We start from the raw sequence: 23,271 nt of genomic DNA on the forward strand, positions 1-23,271 counted from the left end.
TAGTTTAACGGAGGTTTATTCAGATGATTGAAGTACAAGATAAACAACTGGAAGAGATCTTGGAAGACGCAATTAGTAGCCTTTCTATTAATAAGGTCCAGCTTTGTAGCATAACGAAAAAGATTCAACCTAAAAATCCGGTTTGTTTTTTTGAAGCAGCACGACAGATAGAGAAGGATCGCGTCTTTTGGACGAGCACAAATGATGCATTTTCTATAGCTGGCGTTGGAAATGCGTATGATATCAGTGCTAATGAAAATCGTTTTCAACATATGGAATTAAAATGGAAACAAGTAATAGATCAAGCCATTATTCATAATTCGTTTGATGTTCCTGGTACTGGATTAGTCTCATTGGGGGGAATGGATTTTGATCCTAAAAAGGACCGAACCGAGCTTTGGGGCGATTTTCCAGCTATTCAATTTACTGTTCCAGAATATATGTTAACGAAATATAAGGAAAACTATTATTTTACAATAAATGTTTTGGCTAAAAAAACGGATCATCCTATTCAATTGGCAAATCAACTACGTGATACTGAACGTTTCCTTCTCACGCCAATAAAGGCAGAGAAGGAAAAACTACGTATGTTAACTACAAAAGTCATTGCACCTGAAGAATGGAAAAAAACGGTAAAGAAAGCAACGGAAGAAATCCGCCATACATCAATAGATAAAATCGTATTGGCTAGAGAAATGCGTGTGAAATTAAATAAAAATGCTAATATTGCCACGATACTGGATCAGTTGTTAGCAACCCAATCAAACAGCTTTGTTTTTGCTTTTGAACGTAACAACAATTGCTTTATCGGCGCTACTCCGGAGCGATTAGTAAAGATTGAAAATAAACAATTGCTATCAACCTGTTTGGCAGGCACTGCTCCTAGAGGGAAATCAGAAACAGAGGATCGACAAATTAGCAATCAACTGTTCCACGATGAAAAAAATAGAGAAGAGCATGATTTTGTCGTGCAAATGATCAAAAAAGGCTTAAATAAATATTGTGTCAATGTTCATGTGCCAGAGGAGCCGACTGTTTACCCATTGAAAAATCTACAGCACTTATATACACCTGTAACGGGAAAGTTAAAAGCAGGATACAGTATTTTTGACATTGTTGAACAATTACATCCAACACCTGCTCTTGGTGGTGTTCCTCGAAATGATGCGATAACATTTATTAGAGACTATGAATTATTAGATAGGGGTTGGTATGGCGCTCCTGTAGGGTGGCTAGATAGTAATGATAATGGAGAGTTCGCAGTAGCTATACGTTCTGCTCTTATTCAAAATGATGAAGCGTCTTTATTTGCTGGATGTGGAGTTGTAAAGGACTCTATTCCTGAAGCGGAATTTGAGGAGACACGGATTAAATTCACACCTATGCTTTCTGTTTTAGGAGGAGAATCATGAACCACACCGAGACGTTAACACGCTATACAGCAAATTTCATTGATGAATTAGCAAATAATGGATTAACGGATGCTGTAATTTCACCTGGTTCAAGATCTACACCATTAGCTTTGACTTTAGCCGAACATAAACAAATTAAAGAATGGATCATCATTGATGAACGTTCTGCTGCTTTTTATGCACTGGGTATTGCTAAGAAAACCATGCGTCCAGTTGCATTAGTGTGTACATCCGGTACTGCTGCTGCAAATTACTATCCAGCTATTGTCGAAGCTTTTTACAGCAGAGTTCCATTAATTATTCTTACTGCTGACAGACCTCATGAATTACGTGATGTAGGCGCTCCTCAGGCTATAGCACAGTTGAATTTATATGGAGAATATGTGAAGTGGTTTCAGGAAATGGCGCTTCCTGAATCAACTCCAGAAATGCTGCTGTATGCCAGGAATAAGGCTGCAAGGGCTTTTTTTATGGCAAAGGAAGGAAATTGTGGACCGGTTCACTTGAATTTCCCTTTTCGTGAGCCATTGGTCGTAGATTTTCAACTAGATAATTTGTGGGGAGATACTTGTAATACGCCATACCTGCCAACCTATGACGGAAAAAAACAGCTATCACCTACACAAATAGATCAGATGCATGAAAAGTTAAAGCAAAAGAAAAAAGGTATTATTGTATGTGGACCACAGACTGATCCTAAGTTAGGTGAAGTCGTTACAAAGCTAGCTGCTAAATGGCAAGTGCCGGTTCTAGCTGACCCATTATCACAAGTTCGGTCAGGAGAACATGCTAAGGATGTCGTCATTGATGGTTACGATGCCTTCTTACGGAATGAAACAATTCGTGAACTGCTCAAGCCTGAATTTATTATTCGTATCGGTGCGATGCCAGTTTCAAAGGCATACTTATTCTATGTGAAACAGCATAAAGACATTTTACAATTTGTCGTAGAGAATGACCGTGGGTTTCGGGAGCCAGCTGGTAATAGAACTGAGTTTGTCTTTGCAGATTCTGTATTATTTTGTGAGCACCTTACCGCAAATACAGAATTAAAGTTGGACAAAGATTGGCTGTATGAATGGCAACAAACCAATCAGATAACAAAAAAACATCTACTACGTAAAACAAATAATCAGGTTACAGAAGGTGAAGCAATGCGTGGTTTACTGGATGTTATTCCAGATAACAGTAGTATATTTGTTGGGAATAGTATGGCAGTACGGGATTTAGACACCTTCTTTTTAACAACAGAAAAGCGAATTCAGGTTCTTGCTAATCGCGGTGCTAACGGCATTGATGGCGTAGTATCTAGTGGTTTAGGCGCTGCCTCGAATGGGAGTAGATTAACACTTGTCTTAGGAGATCTTTCATTTTTTCATGATATGAATGGATTGCATGCAGCGATGCATTATAAATTGGATGTTACCATTTTACTTATGAATAATAATGGTGGAGGTATATTTTCGTTTTTACCTCAAGCAAATGATAGAAAACACTTTGAGGCTTTGTTTGGTACACCATTAAATATTAATTTTGAACATGTAGTTACGATGTATGGGGGGCGCTACTTTAACCCTCAGACTGAAAAAGAGGTCAAAGAGGCGCTGCTTCAGAGCTATGCAAATATGGGTTTATCCATTATCGAAGTAAAGACAGATAGAGAAGAAAATGCAGCATGGCACCGAGAGAAATGGCAGGCAATTGAAGCTGAACTATTGAAGGGTGGGGCATAAATATTGTATTTCTCCATTAATCAATCTAACTATTGGTATGAAATTCATGGTAATGGTGAGCCAATTGTTATGCTACATGGTTTTACGGGGAGTAGTAGGACTTGGAATTATTTCGTTAATAAATGGAAAAACAAGTGGACATTAATTACCATTGATCTACCAGGACACGGAAAGACAAAGGCGAAGGAGAAGTCGATGGAGGCTTGTTGTAAGGATTTAGATGCTTTATTTAATGCATTAAAGCTTTCATCTTTTTGTTTGCTTGGATATTCAATGGGGGGAAGAACAGCTATATCTTATGCCATACATTATCCTGAAAAGATAAAAGCCTTGCTTCTTGAAAGTACATCTCCAGGCATTGATACGCTTGAAGAGAGAGTTCAACGACAAGAAAACGATAGAATATTAGCCAATAGGATCCTTGAACAAGGGCTTGATTGGTTTGTGTCATATTGGGAAAATATACCGTTATTTCAAAGTCAAACGTCGTTACCCTTAGAAATAAAGCAATCTGTTCGTTATGAACGTCACATGCAGTCAAAAACGGGGTTAGCTGACTCGCTTTTACATATGGGAACAGGTTTTCAACCATCTTGGTGGGATGCTCTAGCGCGACTTACTAAACCTGTATTGTTACTTGCGGGTGAGTTAGATAAAAAATATTGTGAACTGATGAAGGAAATGGACAATCGCTTTCCGCAATCGTTGCTAACCATTGTATCTGAAGCTGGACATGCAATTCATGTGGAGAAACCAGAGATTTTTGGTAAAATAGTATCTGAGTATATCACGGATATTTATCTGGCTGATATATGCAATTAATTTACTAATTGATTACATACTACTTTAAGGAGGAATTATCATGCCTATTCAATGGGAAAAAGTAAGAGAATATGAAGAAATAATCTATGAAAAATATAATGGCATCGCCAAAGTAACAATCAACCGTCCTGAAAAGCGTAATGCATTTACACCATTAACTGTTAATGAAATGATTGATGCGTTTGCTGATGCACGTGATGATTCAGATATTGGGGTCATTGTTTTAGCAGGTGAAGGAGAAAAAGCCTTCTGTTCAGGGGGAGACCAATCTGTACGCGGGCATGGAGGATACGTAGGCGACGATCAAGTACCTAGACTCAATGTATTAGACCTGCAACGTCTTATTCGTACGATTCCTAAGCCAGTAATTGCAATGGTGTCTGGTTACGCTATTGGTGGAGGACATGTTCTTCACGTTGTTTGTGATTTAACAATCGCAGCAGATAATGCAATCTTCGGACAAACTGGACCGAAGGTTGGTAGCTTTGATGCTGGTTATGGAGCAGGTTACCTAGCAAGGATGGTAGGACATAAACGTGCTCGTGAAATTTGGTATTTATGTCGTCAATATAATGCAGAAGAAGCATATGAAATGGGTATGGTTAATACAGTTGTACCACTTGATAAATTAGAAGAGGAAACGATCCAATGGTGTGAGGAAATTTTAGAAAAATCTCCAACAGCTTTACGCTTCTTAAAAGCATCATTTAATGCAGATACTGATGGACTGGCAGGATTGCAGCAAATGGGCGGCGATGCTACTTTGCTTTACTACACAACAGATGAAGCGAAAGAGGGAAGAGATGCATTTAAAGAAAAAAGAAAGCCAGACTTTAAAAAATTCCCACGGTTCCCTTAAGCAATGCAGTCAAAAATAGTGATCTCTTACCTTTGCTTTTTTAGCAAAGGTTTTTTTCTTACATAGCTCTCTATTATAGATTAGACGGCAAACGATTGTAGAACGAAGGAGGTAGGAACATGCAAGATACGATACCACATTGGTTATCTAAACAGGCCGATATATCGCCCAATTGTGCAGCTATCCAATACGCAAATGGATATCAAATAACATTTCAAGAATTGAAGGAACAAAGCCAAATGTACGCGAAGAAATTAGCTACATGGGGAGTGAAGGAAGGCTCACATGTGGCTGTTTTATCGACGAATAAACAAGCGATGATTACTGCAATTCATGCAATTAGCTACTTAAAGGCAGTAGTCGTTTTACTAAATACTCGATTAACGAATGAGGAATTAACATATCAAATTAAAGATGCAGATGCTTCATTTTTAATCTATGCAGATGAATTAAAAGTGAAAGCTGTGCAAATACCCTGTTTAAATAAGGCTGTGTTTGAGGAAATAGATAATTATCACGAGCATGCAGATATTGTCCTTACCACGGAAATACAATTAAATACTCCGTTTTCCATTATGTATACATCTGGCACAACTGGCTCTCCTAAGGGCGTCATTCATACGTACGGAAACCATTGGTGGAGTGCAATAGGGAGTGCACTTAATTTAGGGATTCATTCTGACGATAAATGGTTAGCTGCTTTACCAATATTTCATGTTAGTGGCTTATCCATCCTTATTCGCAGTGTAGTTTATGGTATGTCTGTCTATTTATTAGAGAAGTTTGATAAAACTAGTGTCCAGAAAGCAATTATGCACGAAGGCGTTACCATCGTATCTGTAGTTACTGTAATGCTTCAACAATTATTGGAAGAGCTTGGAACCGATCGTTATCCAACTTCCCTTCGTTGTGTATTATTAGGAGGTGGACCTGCTCCTCGTCCATTATTAGAGCAAGCGAAGGAAATGAATGTGCCAGTTTTCCAATCATTTGGCATGACGGAGACAGCATCACAAATTGTGACACTTAGTGCAGGAGATGCGCTGCAAAAAGTAGGTTCAGCTGGTAAGCCTCTATTTCCAGCGCAATTAATGATAAAAGATCCAGATCATTCTGGTGTTGGAGAAATATGTGTAAAAGGACCAATGGTGACATCGGGGTATTATAAAAAGCGCGAAGCAACTAATAAGGCAATTCAAGGTGGGTGGCTGGCAACAGGTGATTTAGGCTATTTAGATGACGAAGGTTTTCTATATGTTGTGGAACGCAGGCATGATTTAATTATTTCTGGAGGAGAAAACATATATCCATCGGAAATTGAAAGTGCTCTTGCCGGTCATCCAGCAATTAAGGAAGTAGGCGTTACGGGGATCTCTGATACCAAATGGGGTGAAGTACCTATCGCATTTATTGTAACGAAATATCGACTTACTCTACAAGAAATTATGAGCTATTTAGATGAGCATGTAGCAAGTTATAAACAGCCAAAAGAAGTTTATGAAGTAGATGCTTTACCACGTAATGCATCCAATAAACTTGTAAGAAGTCATTTGAAACAGATTAGAGGTAAAGAAGGGTGTAAGCAGCTTAGGTAATTGTCCTCTCATTGATACGAGTGTGTATTTTGCAGTAGGTGATTTTGGATTTATTCCATGGATAGCTTGCTAATTAGGAATATGCTAGTGAGATTGATTGATGAAAGCAATATTGTAAAGAACAAAATTTTAAAATTAATTGAAAATGATTATCAAAGTCATTGACGAATCACGAAAAAGCAAATACACTAAGGATAGCGCTTTGTATTGATCCTCTAAAAATACATATAACACGCACGATATTTTTGGAGGGAAAAGGGAGAGATTCCAATGCAAACCTTAACAGCAAATGATTTAACGCTAGGTTACGGGGATAATATAATTATTGACGATTTAAGTCTAGAGATACCTAAAGGTGAAATTACTGTATTCATTGGCGGAAATGGCTGTGGAAAGTCAACTTTACTTCGTTCGTTGGCACGATTATTGAAGCCTAAACAAGGGAATGTAGTATTAGATGGTGCAGCTATTGCAAAAATGGGGACAAAGGACGTTGCCAAGAAATTAGCGATACTTCCACAAAGTCCCATTAGTCCAGAAGGGTTAACCGTACATGAATTAGTGAAACAAGGTAGACATCCGTATCGTGGCTTATTAAAGCAATGGTCTGACGAAGATGAAAAAGCGGTTAATCACGCTTTAGATTCTACTAACATGTTTGATTTAAAAGATCGCCCCGTTGATTCATTGTCTGGTGGACAGCGTCAGCGTGCATGGATTGCCATGACTTTAGCGCAGGATACAGATATAATTTTATTAGATGAGCCAACAACTTACTTAGACATGACTCATCAGATAGAAGTACTTGATCTGTTATTTGAATTAAATGAGAAGGAAGGACGTACAGTTGTTATGGTCCTTCATGATTTGAATTTAGCATGTAGATATGCACATCATATTGTTGCTATTAAAGATAAACAGATCTTTGCGCAAGGGAAACCTGAGGAGATTATTACATGTAATCTGGTTCATCAAGTTTTTGAAATGATGTGTGATGTTACGTTCGATCCACGATTTGGGACACCAATGTGCATCCCTCATGGAAAAGGACGTTGTATATTTGCTAATGCTACAAATGCGATTAATTAATGCACATAATTTTTCATTACCCGCTTATCAGAGCGGGCTTTTTTATTTTTCATACATGCTTCTACCTGCTTTTAGGAACATTAACTAAAAGGAGGTGTAGTTGAATGGGAAAAAAGAAATATTATATTAATATGGGATCAGGCGAGATTTCCAAGATAAAATATGATAATAATGATAATTTTGTTATACATGCTACTGATGATGAAATTGTATTATTGAGAGAAAAATTTAATGAGATGAATGCTGCAGGAGTAACTACTTTTTTTCGCGCTCACGTACCAGTTACACCCTATCATAATGATCAGTCTAATGATGATTATGACGATGAAATGACCGAAGCGTATCGTATGATATACGAATTAGGAGATGAAAGTGCGAAAGAACATATAAAGCACATGGGAATATTAGGAGATAGACCTCTTTAAAAGTAAGGGATAAATGCATTACGTGCATGTTATCCCTTTTTATCTCTTAGTTGATTTATTTCATGAAAATGTTTATTATTACCAATTACAAGGAATAGTATTGTATCTGTGAGCTTTTATATTCGTAAAGGAGGCAATTAACATTGAAAAGGAAGCTTTTCATGAATATAGTTTCTCTTTTGGGAGTTACTTTCTTAGCCGTTTTTCTAATTAGTACGGAAAAAGAGCCAATTCTTGCTGCTGCAAAAGTAGAGAAGCAATCGGTCACAGGAGTAGATAAAGGTATAGCTAATAACACTTCTAATGAACAAGTTACGAATAATTTAAGTCATGATACAATTATAAAGCGAACCAATCAACTTTTGGATTTCCTGCAACAGGATACGGATGAAAATTATCAAGTAATAACATTTAATACCAAACAAGAGCTTTTAGAAGAATTCTCTAAAATTGCCACAAAAAACGTTGTAGAACCTTATATTGATTATTATTATCAAGAACGGTCAAATGGGTTGTATATTATTCCAACAGAAATCCCACCATGGATAGATGAGAACAATTCATATCGTACCATCCCAGTACATGATGACAAGGTTAAGCTTATCCAGCATAATAAAAGTGCATTACATGGTAAGTATACGATCGAAATAGAGTTCACTTATGAAGATATTTGGAGAATATCTAATATCAAACATAGCTAAATAAATACGGTATTGGTAAAGGCGTTGAAATAATGTATACATTCAGAGACTATTACAATAATGAAATTAAGTTATCATTCGATTATCTTCCTTTTTCCAAAAACCCTAAACATGTATGGATTGTCTGTAAATATCGGGGTCAATGGTTATTAACCAAACACAAAGATAGAGGGTTAGAATTTCCAGGAGGTAAGGTGGAAGAAGGGGAAACACCGGAGGAAGCCGCAATAAGAGAAGTAAAAGAAGAGACTGGTGGGTTAGTGAAAAATATGAACTACATGGGACAGTATTTTGTATCTGGTAAAAAGGAAGATGTAGTAAAGAATGTGTATTATGCTTCGATCCAAGCACTAGAAAAACAGGACACATACTATGAAACAGATGGGCCGATACTCTTAGAAACTATTCCATTAAATGTGAAATATCAAAATTGCTATAGCTTTATTATGAAAGATGACGTTCTTGAGCATTGTATTCAATATATACACCAGCATTATTAAAAATCGCCCTTTATTTGGGCGATTTTATATATTTATTAGGAAGATGAATGCTTGATCAGCCACGCTTCCATTCGTTCTACAAATTTGTACATGATGGCAGCGAAGATAGCAATTAATACTAAGCTTGCCATGACTAATGAAAAATCAAACACTTGGAAACCATAAATAATTAGATATCCAAGGCCCTGTTTAGATACGAGAAATTCACCGACTATAACCCCAACCCAGGATAATCCTACATTTACTTTGAGGGTGGAAATCATAGCAGGTAAAGTGGCTGGAAAAATGGCATGTTTAAATATTTGCCATTTACTAGCACCGAAACTAATTAATACTTTCTCAAAATTGGGATCCACTTCATTAAAAGCTGAATAAACAACAAGTGTAGTGATGATAACGGATATAATTGCTCCCATTGCTATAATTGAAACATACCCAGGTCCTAGTGCCACAATAATGATAGGCCCTAACGCTACCTTTGGCATAGCATTCAAAATTACCAGGTAAGGATCCATTATTCTAGAGAAACGCTTCGATGTCCATAAAGATATAGCTAGTAGTATGCCGAATAGTGTACCAATTAGAAATCCAGCAATGGTCTCCAGTAGTGTGACTTCAAGGTGGGTAAATAACGAGCCGTTACTAAATTTTTCAATGATTACTTGACAAATTGTAGTAGGCGAGCTAAATAATAATGGGTCGATCCAATAAAGCCTGCTAGCTATTTCCCACAGTAGCACAAACGTTATAAGTATACTTACTTGCCAAGTATATACGATTTTAGTTTCTTTTTTAACTTTACTTAAATAGGCCTTAAACAGTTGTTCATCCGTATTAGTCGCCTTCATTATTTATACTCACCACCTTTTTTGTTTGTACATTTTCTCTTTGATCAAGCTCCTCCCAAACCTTATCAAAGAGGATTTGATATTTAGGGTGTCGCCTCACAAGTAAAGGTGGTTCATTTCTTAATTCAATTGGCACTTCAAAAACCTTTGAAATGGTTCCAGGATTCGCATCCATTACGAATATGCGATCACTCATAGCAATTGCTTCGCCAATATCATGTGTTACGAGAATAGTTGTTTTATGGTAAGCTTTTAATAATTTTGATACTAGCTCTTCTAATTTAAGCTTTGTTTGATAATCTAAAGCAGAGAACGGTTCATCAAGAAGTAGAATTTTTGGATCATTAATTAGAGTGCGTACAAGGGCAGCACGTTGCCGCATCCCCCCAGATAAAGAACTAGGATATGCATTCGCGACCTCTGCCAATCCTACTTCCTTCAATAGTTTGAGGGCTTTTTGTTCTGTGTTTTTTGAATGTGTATGAGTGATTTTTGGTCCTAGTAAAACGTTATCCACAATGGTTTTCCAAGGAAATAAATAATCTTGCTGAAGCATGTAGCCGATTTCAGATGCTGTCGTTTCAACTTCCTTTTTTTGTAAGCTAACCTTTCCTTCGGTTTGTTTAATAATACCTGCAATGATTGAAAGTATTGTTGATTTTCCACATCCACTAGGACCTAATAAGGCAATAAATTCTCCTTTCTGGATAGAAAAAGAAATATCATCTAATGCCTTTGTATAATTATTTTTCGAGAAATAATAATGTGAGACATGATCTAAGGTTAGAAATGACACCTTTACTCACTCCTTAGTTACGTATTACATCCTCTGCGATCTCTGTATTCACGAGCTCTTCGTATGGTACATCCTCAGGTAATTCACCAGCTTCATTCATTATTTTCTTCAAATTATTCCATTCTTTCTTATCTAGGACAGGATCGGTTGCAAAGGATGCTTGGCTTTTGTAGCGCTCAATGGATGCGGTAAGCATTTCTAGTTCTGTATCTTCAAAGTATGGTTGGATTACTTGAGCAATTTCTTCGGGGGTATGTGTTTCAACCCATTGCTGTGCTTTATAAATAGCTCTAGTGAATTTTTCTACGTCAGCTTTGTTTTTGTCAATAAAGCTTTGTTTAGTCATATATACTGTATAAGGTACGTGACCGGACTCTTCACCAAATGAAGCGACTATATGTCCTTTTCCTTCCTTTTCAAACGTACTGGCAGTTGGTTCAAATAATTGAACGTATTCCGCTTCACCAGATACAAATGCCCCCGGAATGTTAGCGAATTCTATATTTTGCTGTAAATCGAGATCTGTCTGTGGATTAATACCATGCTGCTTTAGCACAAATTCTCCAACCATTTGCGGCATTCCTCCTTTCCGCTGTCCAAGGAATGTTGTATCCTTTAGGTCTTCCCATGTGAAATTTGGTTTAGGTTCTTTTGCTACTAAAAAGGTGCCATCTGTTTGGGTTAATTGGGCAAAATTAATCGCATAATCTTTGGAGTTCTGAGCATAAACGTAGATGGAAGTCTCTGCACCTACTAAAGCCATATCAGCTCCTTCAGATAACAGGGCAGTCATCGTTTTATCCCCACCCCAAGTTGTTTGCAGCTCTACATCTAGGCCTACTTCTTCAAAAAAACCTTCCTCTAGAGCTACGTATTGTGGGGCGTAAAATAAAGAACGAGTTACTTCTGCTATTTTGATCGACGTGTTTTCCTTCGAATTACAAGCAGTAAGAGTTATAATTAACCCGCAAGAGATCAGGATAAAAACCATTATTTTTTTCATTCTATTCGACCCCTTCAAATATTTATATGTCAACACAGTTTATGAACAGCTTAGAAAATGTGTGAATGCCTAGAAAAAAATAAGTCAAATGAATAGATGATCGAATAGTACGAAAATATTTATGGAACAGAAACGCAAGCTCCCGAATAGAAACGTAGCACTTGGAGCAAGTCAATGGAGATAAAGGAAGCACGGTAGCTTGCAAGCCAATGATGACTTAGATTAGGACGATTCGTGAAGTCGCCTCGTTTCTGGGCACTAGAGCTGGACGCAGCTCAATACGCTTTATAATTTACTAGACTAAAAAAAGCCGATCTCTTTATAAGAGATCGGCAACCAGCTGTTATAGCTGAACAGTAAATTATACAACTTTTTTCACTCATTTATAATAAATCCTTTTGGGATGAGGAAACGATAAATTATCCTTTATAAATTGGCCCAGCCTGCATAATATCAGCGCTTGCTTCCGTGAATTTTTGGAAATTCTGATGAAACTTCATGGCAAGTGATTTTGCTTCCGTTTGATAAGCGTTTTTGTCTTCCCATGTGTTTTCGGGAACTAAGACGTCATCGGGAACACCTGGAACTTGGATAGGGATTTCCAATCCAAAAATATTATCTCTTATTGTCTCTACACTATTGAGTTCACCTTCTAATGCAGCATGAATCATTGCACGTGTATAAGACAGCTTCATGCGTTTACCAATGCCGTAAGATCCCCCAGTCCATCCTGTGTTTACAAGAAACACGTTTGATTGATAAAAATCAATTTTTTCACCAAGCATTTTCGCATACTTTGCCGGAGCTAAAGGTAAAAATGGTGATCCAAAACATGCAGAGAACGTAGCCTGTGGTTCTGTCACTCCTCGCTCCGTACCTGCAAGCTTGCTTGTGTAGCCACTTAAGAAATGATACATTGCTTGCTCTTTTGATAATTTACTTATTGGCGGCAATGTTCCCGAAGCATCTGCTGTAAGGAAGATAATTGTATTTGGATGCCCAGCAATACTTGGCACTGCGATATTATCAATGTTTTCAATTGGATAGGCTGCTCTTGTGTTTTCTGTTAAAGTTGTGTCATCATAATCAGGTAGCCTTGTTTGTTTATTAAGAATAACGTTTTCAAGGACAGAACCAAATCGTATTGCATTATAAATTTGCGGCTCTTTTTCTTGAGATAAATGAATACACTTTGCGTAACATCCGCCTTCAATATTAAATACTCCATTTGGACCCCAACCATGCTCATCATCACCAATTAATCTTCTGTAAGGATCAGCAGATAAGGTGGTTTTCCCCGTGCCGGATAAACCAAAGAATAAAGCCACGTCTCCCTCTTTGCCAACATTAGCAGAACAGTGCATAGATAATACATCTTGTTGAGGTAGTAAGAAATTCATCACTGAAAAGATAGACTTTTTAATTTCACCTGCATATTCGGTACCACCTATTAGAATGATTCGTTTTTTAAAAGAAACAAGAATAAACGCTTCTGAGTTCGTACCATCTACTTCAGGATCTGCTTTAAAAGTAGGGGCTGATATTACTGTGAATTCAGCTTGATGTGATAGTAACTCATCAGCAGTTGGAGTTATAAATAACTGCCGTGCAAATAGATTGTGCCAGGCATATTCGTTAATAACTTGTATTGGTAAGCGATACGCGTGGTCTGCACCAGCAAATCCGTTAAATTGGAATAGCTCTTCTTTATTTTTTAAATAGGAAATAACCTTTTCATACAATCGATCAAATACAGATTCATCAATGGATTGATTTACTGTTCCCCAATCCACCTGCTGTTCACTTACTTCATCTGTAACAATAAATTTATCTTTTGGGGAGCGACCGGTATAAGATCCTGTTGTTGCTTGAACTGCACCTGTTGCGGTTAACATGCCTTCTTCTCTTGCTAAAATTCTTTCAACAAGCTGAGGTACGGATAAATTTGTTTGTAGCTGTTTATGCGTGTATAATTCTTTTACGAAAGACTTTTCTACCGTTTTCATGTTAAATACCTGCCTTTATGTGAAATTGTATTCACGTTCTTTTGTTGAACGACCAAATAATCCTGAATATGTTTATTAGTATAACACATTTAAGTTAATAGTCCATACTAAATATAAAATAATTTTTATAAGATGTTGAATGTTTACAGCAAAAAATGTCGTTCAGAATCTTTCTTTCCTTTAGTATGAGTAAAAAACTTCTGAGAATACAGTTAAACTAGTTGACACATTAAGCTTCTTCCGATAAGCTAAGTTTCGAACGGATACTCTCTTATTCAGAGTTGGTGGAGGGACAGACCCAATGAAGCCCAGCAACCATCACTTTAGTGAAAAGGTGCTAACCTGATGCAAGGAGATTTTTTTCCTTGAACAATAAGAGCGAAAGGCCAGCAATCCTTTCCTCATGACAAGCGGGAAAGGCTTTTTTTATTAGTTATAAAAATTCTACACGTAGATGACTAACTTTAACCCGATTATAAACATATTAGTCAATTTCTAAGCTAAATTGTCATTCGCCTGCGTGTACGTGTGAACCAGGAGTGACAATAGAATATACGGTAGTAGGTAATCTTTCTGGTGCCTTTCTTATTTCAGTTTAACCTTAGTACTTATTACTGAATGAGCATATTTGATAAATAGAGTTCCGTAATCGATATTTGAAGGAGGATTTAGCAACATGGCTGCTAATCGTCGTTTGTTTACTTCTGAATCAGTAACAGAAGGACATCCAGATAAGATATCTGATCAAATTTCAGATGCTATTTTGGATGAGATATTAAAAACAGATCCAAATGCCCGAGTGGCATGTGAAACAACTGTTACAACTGGACTTGTTCTTGTAGCGGGTGAAATATCCACTACTACTTATGTAGATATACCTGCTATTGTTCGTAAAACTATAAAAGAAATCGGATATACTCGCGCAAAATTTGGGTTCGACGCGGAGACATGCGCAGTATTAACTGCCATTGATGAACAATCACCTGATATTGCTGGTGGAGTTGACACAGCATTGGAAGCAAGACAAGGAAAAATGAGCGATCAAGAGATTGCTGCAATAGGTGCTGGTGATCAGGGTTTAATGTTTGGTTTTGCTTGTGATGAAACAGACGAATTGATGCCACTTCCAATCTCATTGGCACATAAGTTGGCAAAGCGTCTCGCTGACGTTCGGAAGGATAAGACATTAGAATACTTACGACCGGACGGTAAAACACAGGTAACCGTTGAGTATGATGAAAATGATCAACCTGTTAAAATTGATACCATCGTAATTTCTACACAGCATCATCAGGATATAGCTACAGAGCAAATAGAAAAAGATTTGATAGAGCATGTTATACGCCCTATAGTACCAAATGAGTTATTAGATGAGACGACTAAATATTTTATTAATCCAACTGGCCGTTTCGTTATTGGTGGACCTCAGGGGGATGCAGGTTTAACAGGTCGAAAGATTATTGTTGATACGTATGGAGGCTATGCTAGACACGGTGGCGGAGCGTTTAGTGGAAAAGACTCTACTAAAGTTGATCGGTCAGCTGCATACGCTGCCCGTTATGTCGCAAAGAACATAGTGGCTGCCAGGCTTGCCAAAAGCTGTGAAGTACAGCTAGCCTATGCCATTGGTGTAGCAGAACCTGTTTCTATTTCGATAAACACTTTTGGAACAGGTGTTGTAAATGAAGAGCAACTAGTAAAAGCTGTTCGAGAATTATTTGATTTACGACCAGCAGGTATTATTCGTATGTTAGACTTGCAAAAACCTATTTATAAAAATACTGCTGCTTACGGGCATTTTGGAAGAACAGACATTTTATTTCCATGGGAGAAGACAGACAAAGTTGAGCAATTGAAAGCACTTATTAAGTAGTAAAGTCTTGATCATCCTTTAGCTTCACAATGGTTATGATACGAAAAAAGGTAACCTAGCTGATTTAATCTTCTAGGCTGCCTTTTTTCATAGTCTAAATTACAATATTTTCCATAAGGATAAAGAAGGCGTGTTGAGCTGCGTCCAGCTCCAGCGCACAGAATCTAGGTGACTTCACGAATCGCCCTAATCTAAGTCATCATTGGCTTGCAAGCACACCGTGATTCCTTTATCTCCGTTGACTAGCTCCAATCGCTTTTGTTCTTGAAGTTACTTACCGGAATTTGTATATTTTTTGTAGTAGATTGCTTTATCTACATATGATTTTCGTACACGTTCCATCTCCGCGTAATCTTCTAGAGTTAAGTCTCGGATTACTTTTGCTGGTCTACCAAGAGCTAACGTATGTGGCGGAATCGTTTTTCTAGGTGGCACAAGGCTTCCGGCTCCGATAAATGCATTTTCACCTATTTCCGCACCATCAAGAATAATGGAACCCATACCAATTAAAGCTTTGTTTCTAATCATGGCGGAGTGCAGGGTCACTTGATGTCCGACTGTCACATCATCCTCGATAATTAAGGGAAGATTAGGGCTTTGATGAAGCATGGACAGATCTTGAATACTAATTCTTTTACCAATTTTCACAGGTGCAACATCTCCACGAACTACAGTTTTAAACCATATACTAGAATATTCATCAATTGTAACGTCACCGATGATGGTTGCATCCTCTGCAATAAATGCAGTTTCATGAATTTGTGGTTGTTTTTCTTTATATGAATGTATCATTTGAATCCTCCTGGATAATATGGTGATATAAACAGTATAACAAAATTATAGCGGGGACAATGTAGATTGGAGGCAGCAAGTTGAGCAATCATGTACCAAATAACCCAATAATTTTAATGGCAACCGTTTATCTGAAAATTTTTCCAGCTGTAAGTAAAGAGTTAGTTTATTGGCAAAAACGTGCTGCGGAAATTCCCGATCAAGAATTGAGAACTCAGGCTTTATCAAGTATTTCTTCCAAACGTTTTCATTGTCAAGGAGGAGCAGTTTATAGCATATTAGCACATCAAAACTGGCAGAAAGCTGTACGATTTATTGTTGCATATCAAACGATAAGTGACTATTTAGATAATCTTTGTGATCGTAGTAATTCTATGGATCCAGAAAATTTCCGATTGTTACATCATGCTATGATAGATGCACTATCTTGTAATGATAGTAAAACGGATTATTATAAGTATTTTGAAAGTAAAGATGACAAAGGGTATTTGAAAGAGTTAGTTAGAACTTGTAATGAAGCACTAGCATCACTAAATCACATTGATCTTTTCCAAGAGCATGCGCTTAAATTGGCAAAATTGTATATGGATTTACAGGTACACAAGCATGTGATCATGGAAGAACGTATACCACGATTAACAAAGTGGTCAGAGAATATGAATGCATATCCGTTAAGCTGGTATGAATTTTCAGCAGCAGCAGGATCTACGCTTGGAATATATTGTTTGGCCTGCTATGGGTTTGCTGGGAGACTTAGTTCAGACAGAGCAAGCCGATTAGTATCTGGATATTTTCCATATATTCAGTGCTTGCATATTTTACTTGATTATTATATCGACCAAGTGGAGGATAAAGAAGAGGAAGATTTGAACTTCTGTAATTATTACCCAGATCAAATCACGATGCAGGAACGATTTCGGCACTTTTTATTAGAAGCTCACGTTAATTCAACGATGCTACCAGATGCTCCATTTCATCAAATGGTACTGCAGGGTCTAGTTGGGTTGTATTTAGGAGATGAAAAGGTCAAGTTAATTGACGGCTCTCGTCAAATGAAGCGACAATTATTAAAAGCGAGTGGAGTAGCTTCGAAATTTTTTCACTGGAACACGAGAAGTTATTATTACTTAAAAAGATTAGTTACTAGTAGTCGACAGGATTGAGTAGCGGGAGATATTTTAAGGATGATATTCATAAAAAGGGAAAATGAAAATACGTATAGTAGCATAAAAGTGGAGGAGGTCCTCCACTTTACTGGTAGTCTAGGAAATTACAAAATTTGCCCATGTGGATAAATAGGCGCGTGTTGGGCCACGCTCAGAAACTAGGCGTACCTTGCATGGAGATAGACCATTATTATCTTTTTTGAATAGCGATTATAAAAGGCGGATTATTTTTTTGGTTAATAAAGCCATATTGTAAAACATGATACCATCGTTGATTTAACCTCATGACATGTTTTATTACAGCTTCCTTTTCTTCTTTTCCTCCTTCATGTCCATGATAGATCACAATTACGATCAATCCACCACGCTTTAAATACTTTAATATCGTATCGATTGCAGTAATTGTTGAAGTTCCTTTGGTTATAACTGATTTATTACCTTTTGGTAAATAACCTAAATTAAACACAGCCCCACCTAATAGAATTTCTTCGGAGGGTAAGTGTTTTTTTAGATTTGCGTGACTGTCAAGGATCAGGTCGACATTCTCACGGTTATTTTCTACTAGTTTTTGCTTCGTAGAACGAATCGCCTCCTGTTGAATGTCAAAAGCAATGACTCGTCCATTTTCACCGACAACTTTACTTAAAAATAAAGTGTCATTACCATTACCACAAGTCGCGTCAATTACCGTCTCATTTTTTTCTATAGAATTTTCCAATAAATAATGGGCATAATGTAATATTCCGTGTAACATGGTATACTCCTTTAATATGATGGTTAGACTTATTTTACCAGATTATACGTAGTATTGTCTTGACAAAGTGTATGCAATTCATTACAATTCTTATACATCATATACGATAATGACTATGCAAAGGATTAGTAATAAATCCCTACAGGAAAAGAGAGGCAGTGGTTGGTGTAAACTGTCCCTGGAAATTTATGAACTCACCTTTAATGTTGCAGAAGTGATAAAGTAGTTTCTGCCGTGGATCCACGTTACGGATCTCAAGTGAATGCAGGAATTTGCATTAATCTGGGTGGTACCGCGGGAAAAGCTTCTCGTCCCTTATAGGGATGAGTGGCTTTTTTTCGTTTACAAAAACATATGTAGAAGTAAAGGAGGAAATGTAATGAGTTTTCATCATCAACAAATTGAAAAAAAGTGGCAAACGTATTGGTTGAAAAACAAAACATTCAAAACGGATACATTTTCTGAAAAAGAAAAAGTTTATGCGTTAGACATGTTTCCATACCCATCTGGTGCTGGATTACATGTAGGGCATCCAGAGGGCTATACAGCAACAGATATTATTTCAAGAATGAAACGGATGCAGGGTTACGAAGTACTTCATCCAATGGGATGGGATGCTTTCGGTTTACCGGCTGAGCAATATGCGATTGATACTGGAAATAGTCCAGCGGATTTTACAGAACAAAATATTGCTGTTTTTAAGAGACAAATTCAAGCACTTGGATTTTCCTATGATTGGGATCGTGAAATTAGTACAATGGATCCGAATTACTATAAATGGACACAATGGATTTTTACGAAGCTTTATGAAAAAGGTCTAGCTTATATGGATGAGGTTGCTGTGAACTGGTGTCCTGCTTTAGGAACGGTTCTAGCGAATGAAGAAGTAATAGATGGGAAAAGTGAGCGAGGCGGTCATCCTGTTGTTCGGAAACCTATGAAGCAATGGATGTTGAAAATAACTGCTTATGCTGATCGCTTACTCGAAGATTTAGATGAATTGGATTGGCCAGAAAGCTTGAAGGATATGCAGCGTAACTGGATTGGGCGATCAGAAGGTGCTGAAGTACAGTTTACAGTTGATCATTCAAATGAAACGTTTACGGTATTTACGACTAGACCCGATACACTTTTCGGTGCAACTTATGCTGTATTAGCTCCTGAACATCCAATGGTTGAAAAGATCGTGACAGATGAACAGAAAGCTGCTGTTGATACTTATATTAAAGATATCCAAACGAAATCCGATTTGGAGAGAACGGATTTAGCTAAGGATAAAACAGGTGTATTTACTGGGGCCTATGCCATTAATCCAGTTAATCAAGAAAAAATGCCAATATGGATCGCTGATTATGTATTAATGAGCTACGGTTCAGGAGCTATTATGGCAGTCCCCGCACATGATGACCGAGACTATGAATTTGCAGTTAAATTCGAATTGCCAATTGTAGAAGTGGTAGCCGGGGGAGAGATTACGAAAGAAGCCTATATGGGTGACGGTGAACACGTAAATTCTGATTTCTTAAATGGATTGGATAAAGAGAAAGCCATAGCAAAAATGATTGACTGGTTAGAGGAAACTGGTAAAGGTACGAAGAAAGTTACGTATCGTTTACGAGATTGGCTGTTTGCACGACAACGCTATTGGGGTGAACCTATTCCTATTATCCATTGGGAAGATGGATCAATGACCACTGTACCAGAAGAGGAATTACCGCTTGAGCTCCCTGCAATGGATAATATTAAGCCTTCTGGAAATGGTGAATCACCATTAGCAAATAGCGATTGGGTAAATGTTATCGATCCAGAAACGGGTATGAAAGGTAGAAGAGAAACAAACACAATGCCTCAGTGGGCAGGAAGCTGCTGGTATTTCTTACGGTATATTGATCCGAATAACCCTAATGAAATTGCGGATCCAAAAGCTCTTGAAGAATGGTTACCGATTGATATTTATATTGGTGGAGCAGAACATGCTGTCCTTCACTTGTTATATGCACGATTTTGGCATAAATTCCTTTATGATATCGGCGTGGTTCCTACAAAAGAACCGTTTATGAAATTATTTAATCAAGGGATGATACTTGGCGAAGGAAATGAAAAGATGAGTAAGTCGAAAGGAAACGTGGTTAATCCTGATGATATTATCGAATCGCATGGTGCGGACACACTTCGACTGTATGAAATGTTCATGGGACCGCTTGATGCATCCGTTGCTTGGTCAGAAAATGGCTTAGATGGCGCTAGACGTTTCCTTGATCGAGTATGGCGGTTAATTGTAGGTGAAAATGGAGAATTATCAGAGAAAGTAGTAGATGAAGGGAATACAGCCTTAGATAAGGTGTACCATGAAACAGTGAAAAAAGTAACAGATGATTTTAATCATCTCCATTTTAATACGGGTATTTCACAAATGATGGTGTTCATCAATGAAGGTTATAAAGCGGATAAACTTCCTAAAGCTTATATGGAAGGGTTCGTAAAGATGTTATCTCCAGTTGCACCACATGTGTCAGAAGAACTATGGAGTGTTTTGGGCCATACAGAAACGATCAGCTACGAACCATGGCCAACATACGATGAGCGTAAATTGGTTGAAGCTGAAGTTGAAATCGTTGTACAGATAATGGGTAAGGTACGAGCGAAAATTAGTGTTTCTAAAGACATATCTAAAGAAGAGCTGGAAAAAACAGCTTTAGAAAACGAAAAGATTCAAGCACTAATTGAAGGGAAAACAATTCGTAAAGTCATCGTAGTACCCGGTAAGCTAGTCAATATCGTAGCAAATTAATTGAAAGAAGACTCGCACATACGTATCATTAAAGACGAGCAAAATTATAATGAAGTGATAAAAGCTTTATACAGGCGAGATTTACTATGGTCATTTCTCTCCTTGGATTTTACGTATAGTAGAATTAACAAAAGCCGAACGGGTTTGAAGGTGATTACCCCAGAAGTTAGAGTGAAAAATCTAACTTCTGAGGTAGGTACCAATTCGTTCGGCTTTGCTTTATGCTATAATAGGTTCTTTATTTTAAGAGGGGATCCATTTAGTTTGTAAGATAATCCATTTGCCATTTTCAAAATACCAAATTGTTTCAACTGTTCCTAGCCTGTCCGCATGATAAGCCCCGCTTATTTGTTGATAACTTTTTAAACCATATCCTTTACTTTCACTAATTAATAATGGTTCGAAGAAGGCAATGGGATCAATCATTACAGATTTATTTGTTTCAAGTAATTTTCCTTCTTTATTGTATATCCCAAGTCTTATATAATCATCAGCACGATTTTTGACATCTATTTGAATCGGTTTTTCACTTGGAGTTAATTGAATGGTAACGTTGAAATTATCTTCAAATTCACCACTAAGGTATGTTTGCTCAGGCAATGGTATATTACTTATTTCATCATTTGTGATGGTATCTAATTGATAATTATATAAACCACCACTTCCGCCCGTTGCGCTCTGATAAAAAATATCTTTAATAGTGTCATGGTTTAAGTCAATTAACTGTAGTGAAGGATCATAACCTCCATTGTAATTTATTTTCCACTTTTGATTATTGCTAGTAATAGAAGCCCAAACCTTTCGATAAAATGTCGTATCTGGTGAAAACAAAATACCTTTTAGCTCAATTTTTTCATGTTGACCATCACCAGTTACATCAGCTTCGTACGTATGAATTAATGTTGCCTTTGTTTCTGTTGCTTTCAAGTTATCAACAGATAATCCTATTGATACAAGAAAAATAAATATAATAGTAATCAAATACTTCATATACCATCTCTCCAATATTTTTTATTAATGCTAGTGTGTGTAAGGAAGTTGCAAGTTATCCTCAGAAAACGTATCATAAACATGAATGAACGATAAAGGGTGATAAGATGGAAAAAATAAATGAAATCTCTCCAGAAGAATTAGAAAGTCAATTAAAAGAAGGAATAGACATTGAGGTTGTTGATGTAAGAGAAGATGAAGAAGTAGCTCAAGGTATGATTAAAAATGCTAAACATATACCGTTACAAGAAATTCCAGATGCGATAAATTCATTGGACAAATCAAAACACCATGTATTGGTCTGTCGCTCAGGTCGAAGAAGTATGAGAGCAGCAGAGTTTTTAAGTGAAAATGGTTATAATGTGTCTAATATGACTGGTGGCATGCTTGAATGGAAAGGTGCTGTTACGAAGTAGAAGGGGAATTTTGATGAGAACAGAAAAAAGGGTTGACTTTTTTCTGTTCGAACTGTATTATAGTTATTGCTGTCGCAAAAAAAGTAATACATTTAAAAAACATGTAATTTTTTATTGACAGTTAAATGGGATTGATGCTATAATAACAATCCGCGATATAGAAAATGTCGAATTTGTTCATTCGATTGTTTTTTATTGTTGTGAAATCAAAGTCGTCTTTTAGTTGACATAATCTCTTTGATTTGGTATTATATTAAACGCTGTGTTTTTGACAGCAGCAAACCAATATTTGCTCTTTGAAAACTGAACAAAACAACCAGTATGTCAAGAGAAAAACATGCAACTGTTTTTTCTTAAAAATAACCAAAAGGAAACTTTTGGAGCAAGCTAAGACATCATAATTAACGGTGTTAATTATGAACAAACTTTTTTGGAGAGTTTGATCTTGGCTCAGGACGAACGCTGGCGGCGTGCCTAATACATGCAAGTCGAGCGCGGGAAGCAGGCAGATCCTCTTCGGAGGTGACGCCTGTGGAACGAGCGGCGGACGGGTGAGTAACACGTGGGCAACCTGCCTGTAAGATTGGGATAACCCCGGGAAACCGGGGCTAATACCGGATAATACTTTTTGTTGCATAACGAGAAGTTGAAAGGCGGCTTTTAGCTGTCACTTACAGATGGGCCCGCGGCGCATTAGCTA

Annotated in this window: 20 protein-coding genes, 1 rRNA gene, 1 riboswitch and 1 other annotated feature; of the genes, 14 read left to right on the forward strand and 7 right to left on the reverse strand. The window is 37.3% G+C overall.

Features of this window, described 5'->3' with window-relative positions:
- Positions 1-23 precede the first annotated feature (23 nt).
- The 9 genes from ABDZ84_RS10495 (at position 24) to ytkD (ending at position 9,136) form a co-directional block, all read left to right on the forward strand.
- Positions 24-1,412: an isochorismate synthase gene (locus ABDZ84_RS10495; RefSeq protein ID WP_026681513.1), complete on the forward strand. Its 1,389-nt coding sequence runs from the start codon at positions 24-26 to the stop codon at positions 1,410-1,412.
- Positions 1,409-3,145: a 2-succinyl-5-enolpyruvyl-6-hydroxy-3-cyclohexene-1-carboxylic-acid synthase gene (gene menD, locus ABDZ84_RS10500; protein WP_026681512.1), complete on the forward strand. Its 1,737-nt coding sequence runs from the start codon at positions 1,409-1,411 to the stop codon at positions 3,143-3,145. Before ABDZ84_RS10495 ends, menD begins: the two co-directional genes overlap by 4 nt.
- Positions 3,146-3,148: 3 nt before the next feature.
- On the forward strand, positions 3,149-3,967 hold the full coding sequence (menH, locus tag ABDZ84_RS10505) for a 2-succinyl-6-hydroxy-2,4-cyclohexadiene-1-carboxylate synthase (protein ID WP_026681511.1): 819 nt from the start codon (positions 3,149-3,151) through the stop codon (positions 3,965-3,967).
- A gap of 40 nt (positions 3,968-4,007) precedes the next feature.
- Positions 4,008-4,826 carry a 1,4-dihydroxy-2-naphthoyl-CoA synthase gene (menB, locus tag ABDZ84_RS10510; protein ID WP_026681510.1) on the forward strand — a complete coding sequence of 273 codons (819 nt, stop codon included), beginning with the start codon at positions 4,008-4,010 and terminating at the stop codon, positions 4,824-4,826.
- Positions 4,827-4,945: 119 nt separating this feature from the next.
- The gene (locus tag ABDZ84_RS10515) at positions 4,946-6,421 is read left to right on the forward strand and encodes an o-succinylbenzoate--CoA ligase (RefSeq protein WP_121605563.1); all 1,476 of its coding nucleotides are present in this window, start codon (positions 4,946-4,948) and stop codon (positions 6,419-6,421) included.
- Positions 6,422-6,691: 270 nt separating this feature from the next.
- Positions 6,692-7,510, forward strand: a complete 819-nt coding sequence (locus ABDZ84_RS10520) for an ABC transporter ATP-binding protein (RefSeq protein WP_026681508.1) — start codon at positions 6,692-6,694, stop codon at positions 7,508-7,510.
- A gap of 104 nt (positions 7,511-7,614) precedes the next feature.
- Positions 7,615-7,935, forward strand: a complete 321-nt coding sequence (locus tag ABDZ84_RS10525; RefSeq protein WP_026681507.1) for a hypothetical protein — start codon at positions 7,615-7,617, stop codon at positions 7,933-7,935.
- Between the two features lie 161 nt (positions 7,936-8,096).
- Complete coding sequence (locus tag ABDZ84_RS10530; RefSeq protein WP_152525427.1) at positions 8,097-8,636, forward strand: hypothetical protein; 540 nt, start codon at positions 8,097-8,099, stop codon at positions 8,634-8,636.
- A 32-nt stretch (positions 8,637-8,668) separates the two neighbouring features.
- On the forward strand, positions 8,669-9,136 hold the full coding sequence (gene ytkD, locus ABDZ84_RS10535; RefSeq protein WP_026681505.1) for an RNA deprotection pyrophosphohydrolase: 468 nt from the start codon (positions 8,669-8,671) through the stop codon (positions 9,134-9,136).
- Between the two features lie 35 nt (positions 9,137-9,171).
- Here the strand turns inward: ytkD and ABDZ84_RS10540 are convergent, their stop codons facing one another.
- From ABDZ84_RS10540 to pckA, 4 genes are all read right to left on the reverse strand, one after another.
- Complete coding sequence (locus ABDZ84_RS10540) at positions 9,172-9,984, reverse strand: ABC transporter permease (RefSeq protein ID WP_026681504.1); 813 nt, start codon at positions 9,982-9,984, stop codon at positions 9,172-9,174.
- Positions 9,971-10,780, reverse strand: a complete 810-nt coding sequence (locus tag ABDZ84_RS10545) for an ABC transporter ATP-binding protein (RefSeq protein ID WP_026681503.1) — start codon at positions 10,778-10,780, stop codon at positions 9,971-9,973. Before ABDZ84_RS10545 ends, ABDZ84_RS10540 begins: the two co-directional genes overlap by 14 nt.
- Positions 10,781-10,793: 13 nt before the next feature.
- A complete protein-coding gene (locus tag ABDZ84_RS10550) occupies positions 10,794-11,783 on the reverse strand; it encodes an ABC transporter substrate-binding protein (protein WP_026681502.1) in 990 nt (329 codons plus the stop codon).
- A gap of 419 nt (positions 11,784-12,202) precedes the next feature.
- Positions 12,203-13,789 (reverse strand): phosphoenolpyruvate carboxykinase (ATP), encoded by a 1,587-nt coding sequence (gene pckA, locus ABDZ84_RS10555; RefSeq protein ID WP_026681501.1) that lies wholly within the window; start codon positions 13,787-13,789, stop codon positions 12,203-12,205.
- A 268-nt stretch (positions 13,790-14,057) separates the two neighbouring features.
- Positions 14,058-14,168: riboswitch (SAM riboswitch) on the forward strand.
- Between the two features lie 297 nt (positions 14,169-14,465).
- Here pckA and metK point away from each other — a divergent pair.
- Positions 14,466-15,662, forward strand: coding sequence for a methionine adenosyltransferase (gene metK / locus ABDZ84_RS10560; protein ID WP_026681500.1), 1,197 nt, complete (start codon positions 14,466-14,468; stop codon positions 15,660-15,662).
- A gap of 270 nt (positions 15,663-15,932) precedes the next feature.
- On the opposite strand, the gene ABDZ84_RS10565 is transcribed toward metK, so the two are convergent.
- The gene (locus ABDZ84_RS10565; RefSeq protein ID WP_026681499.1) at positions 15,933-16,454 is read right to left on the reverse strand and encodes a gamma carbonic anhydrase; all 522 of its coding nucleotides are present in this window, start codon (positions 16,452-16,454) and stop codon (positions 15,933-15,935) included.
- Positions 16,455-16,534: 80 nt separating this feature from the next.
- On the opposite strand from ABDZ84_RS10565, the gene ABDZ84_RS10570 reads away from it, so the two are divergent.
- Positions 16,535-17,617, forward strand: a complete 1,083-nt coding sequence (locus ABDZ84_RS10570; RefSeq protein WP_026681498.1) for a tetraprenyl-beta-curcumene synthase family protein — start codon at positions 16,535-16,537, stop codon at positions 17,615-17,617.
- Between the two features lie 193 nt (positions 17,618-17,810).
- Here the strand turns inward: ABDZ84_RS10570 and mnmM are convergent, their stop codons facing one another.
- Positions 17,811-18,374, reverse strand: coding sequence for a tRNA 5-(aminomethyl)-2-thiouridylate-methyltransferase MnmM (gene mnmM, locus ABDZ84_RS10575; RefSeq protein ID WP_121605561.1), 564 nt, complete (start codon positions 18,372-18,374; stop codon positions 17,811-17,813).
- Positions 18,375-18,480: 106 nt separating this feature from the next.
- Positions 18,481-18,693: a binding site (T-box leader), on the forward strand.
- 60 nt (positions 18,694-18,753) lie between these two features.
- Between mnmM and leuS the strand changes: the two genes are divergently transcribed.
- Positions 18,754-21,165 carry a leucine--tRNA ligase gene (gene leuS, locus ABDZ84_RS10580; protein WP_026681496.1) on the forward strand — a complete coding sequence of 804 codons (2,412 nt, stop codon included), beginning with the start codon at positions 18,754-18,756 and terminating at the stop codon, positions 21,163-21,165.
- A 243-nt stretch (positions 21,166-21,408) separates the two neighbouring features.
- Here the strand turns inward: leuS and ABDZ84_RS10585 are convergent, their stop codons facing one another.
- Positions 21,409-22,155, reverse strand: coding sequence for a hypothetical protein (locus ABDZ84_RS10585; protein WP_205388747.1), 747 nt, complete (start codon positions 22,153-22,155; stop codon positions 21,409-21,411).
- Between the two features lie 107 nt (positions 22,156-22,262).
- On the opposite strand from ABDZ84_RS10585, the gene ABDZ84_RS10590 reads away from it, so the two are divergent.
- Both ABDZ84_RS10590 and ABDZ84_RS10595 read left to right on the forward strand, forming a co-directional pair.
- A complete protein-coding gene (locus ABDZ84_RS10590) occupies positions 22,263-22,571 on the forward strand; it encodes a rhodanese-like domain-containing protein (protein ID WP_026681494.1) in 309 nt (102 codons plus the stop codon).
- Positions 22,572-22,998: 427 nt separating this feature from the next.
- Positions 22,999-23,271: ribosomal RNA gene (locus ABDZ84_RS10595) — 16S ribosomal RNA — on the forward strand; the annotation flags it as partial.

It is taken from the genome of Virgibacillus salarius, assembly GCF_039521925.1.
In the GTDB taxonomy this organism is placed as follows: Bacteria; Bacillota; Bacilli; order Bacillales; family Amphibacillaceae; genus Virgibacillus; species Virgibacillus salarius.

Coding starts and splice junctions, on each gene's coding strand:
- ABDZ84_RS10530 (WP_152525427.1), top strand. CDS start 8,097: ATGAATATAGTTTCTCTTTTGGGAGTTACTTTCTTAGCCGTTTTTCTA.
- menB (WP_026681510.1), top strand. CDS start 4,008: ATGCCTATTCAATGGGAAAAAGTAAGAGAATATGAAGAAATAATCTAT.
- ABDZ84_RS10495 (WP_026681513.1), top strand. CDS start 24: ATGATTGAAGTACAAGATAAACAACTGGAAGAGATCTTGGAAGACGCA.
- ABDZ84_RS10565 (WP_026681499.1), bottom strand. CDS start 16,454: ATGATACATTCATATAAAGAAAAACAACCACAAATTCATGAAACTGCA.
- ABDZ84_RS10585 (WP_205388747.1), bottom strand. CDS start 22,155: ATGAAGTATTTGATTACTATTATATTTATTTTTCTTGTATCAATAGGA.
- mnmM (WP_121605561.1), bottom strand. CDS start 18,374: ATGTTACACGGAATATTACATTATGCCCATTATTTATTGGAAAATTCT.
- ABDZ84_RS10540 (WP_026681504.1), bottom strand. CDS start 9,984: ATGAAGGCGACTAATACGGATGAACAACTGTTTAAGGCCTATTTAAGT.
- metK (WP_026681500.1), top strand. CDS start 14,466: ATGGCTGCTAATCGTCGTTTGTTTACTTCTGAATCAGTAACAGAAGGA.
- menD (WP_026681512.1), top strand. CDS start 1,409: ATGAACCACACCGAGACGTTAACACGCTATACAGCAAATTTCATTGAT.
- ABDZ84_RS10520 (WP_026681508.1), top strand. CDS start 6,692: ATGCAAACCTTAACAGCAAATGATTTAACGCTAGGTTACGGGGATAAT.
- pckA (WP_026681501.1), bottom strand. CDS start 13,789: ATGAAAACGGTAGAAAAGTCTTTCGTAAAAGAATTATACACGCATAAA.
- ABDZ84_RS10525 (WP_026681507.1), top strand. CDS start 7,615: ATGGGAAAAAAGAAATATTATATTAATATGGGATCAGGCGAGATTTCC.
- ytkD (WP_026681505.1), top strand. CDS start 8,669: ATGTATACATTCAGAGACTATTACAATAATGAAATTAAGTTATCATTC.
- leuS (WP_026681496.1), top strand. CDS start 18,754: ATGAGTTTTCATCATCAACAAATTGAAAAAAAGTGGCAAACGTATTGG.
- ABDZ84_RS10590 (WP_026681494.1), top strand. CDS start 22,263: ATGGAAAAAATAAATGAAATCTCTCCAGAAGAATTAGAAAGTCAATTA.
- ABDZ84_RS10515 (WP_121605563.1), top strand. CDS start 4,946: ATGCAAGATACGATACCACATTGGTTATCTAAACAGGCCGATATATCG.
- ABDZ84_RS10550 (WP_026681502.1), bottom strand. CDS start 11,783: ATGAAAAAAATAATGGTTTTTATCCTGATCTCTTGCGGGTTAATTATA.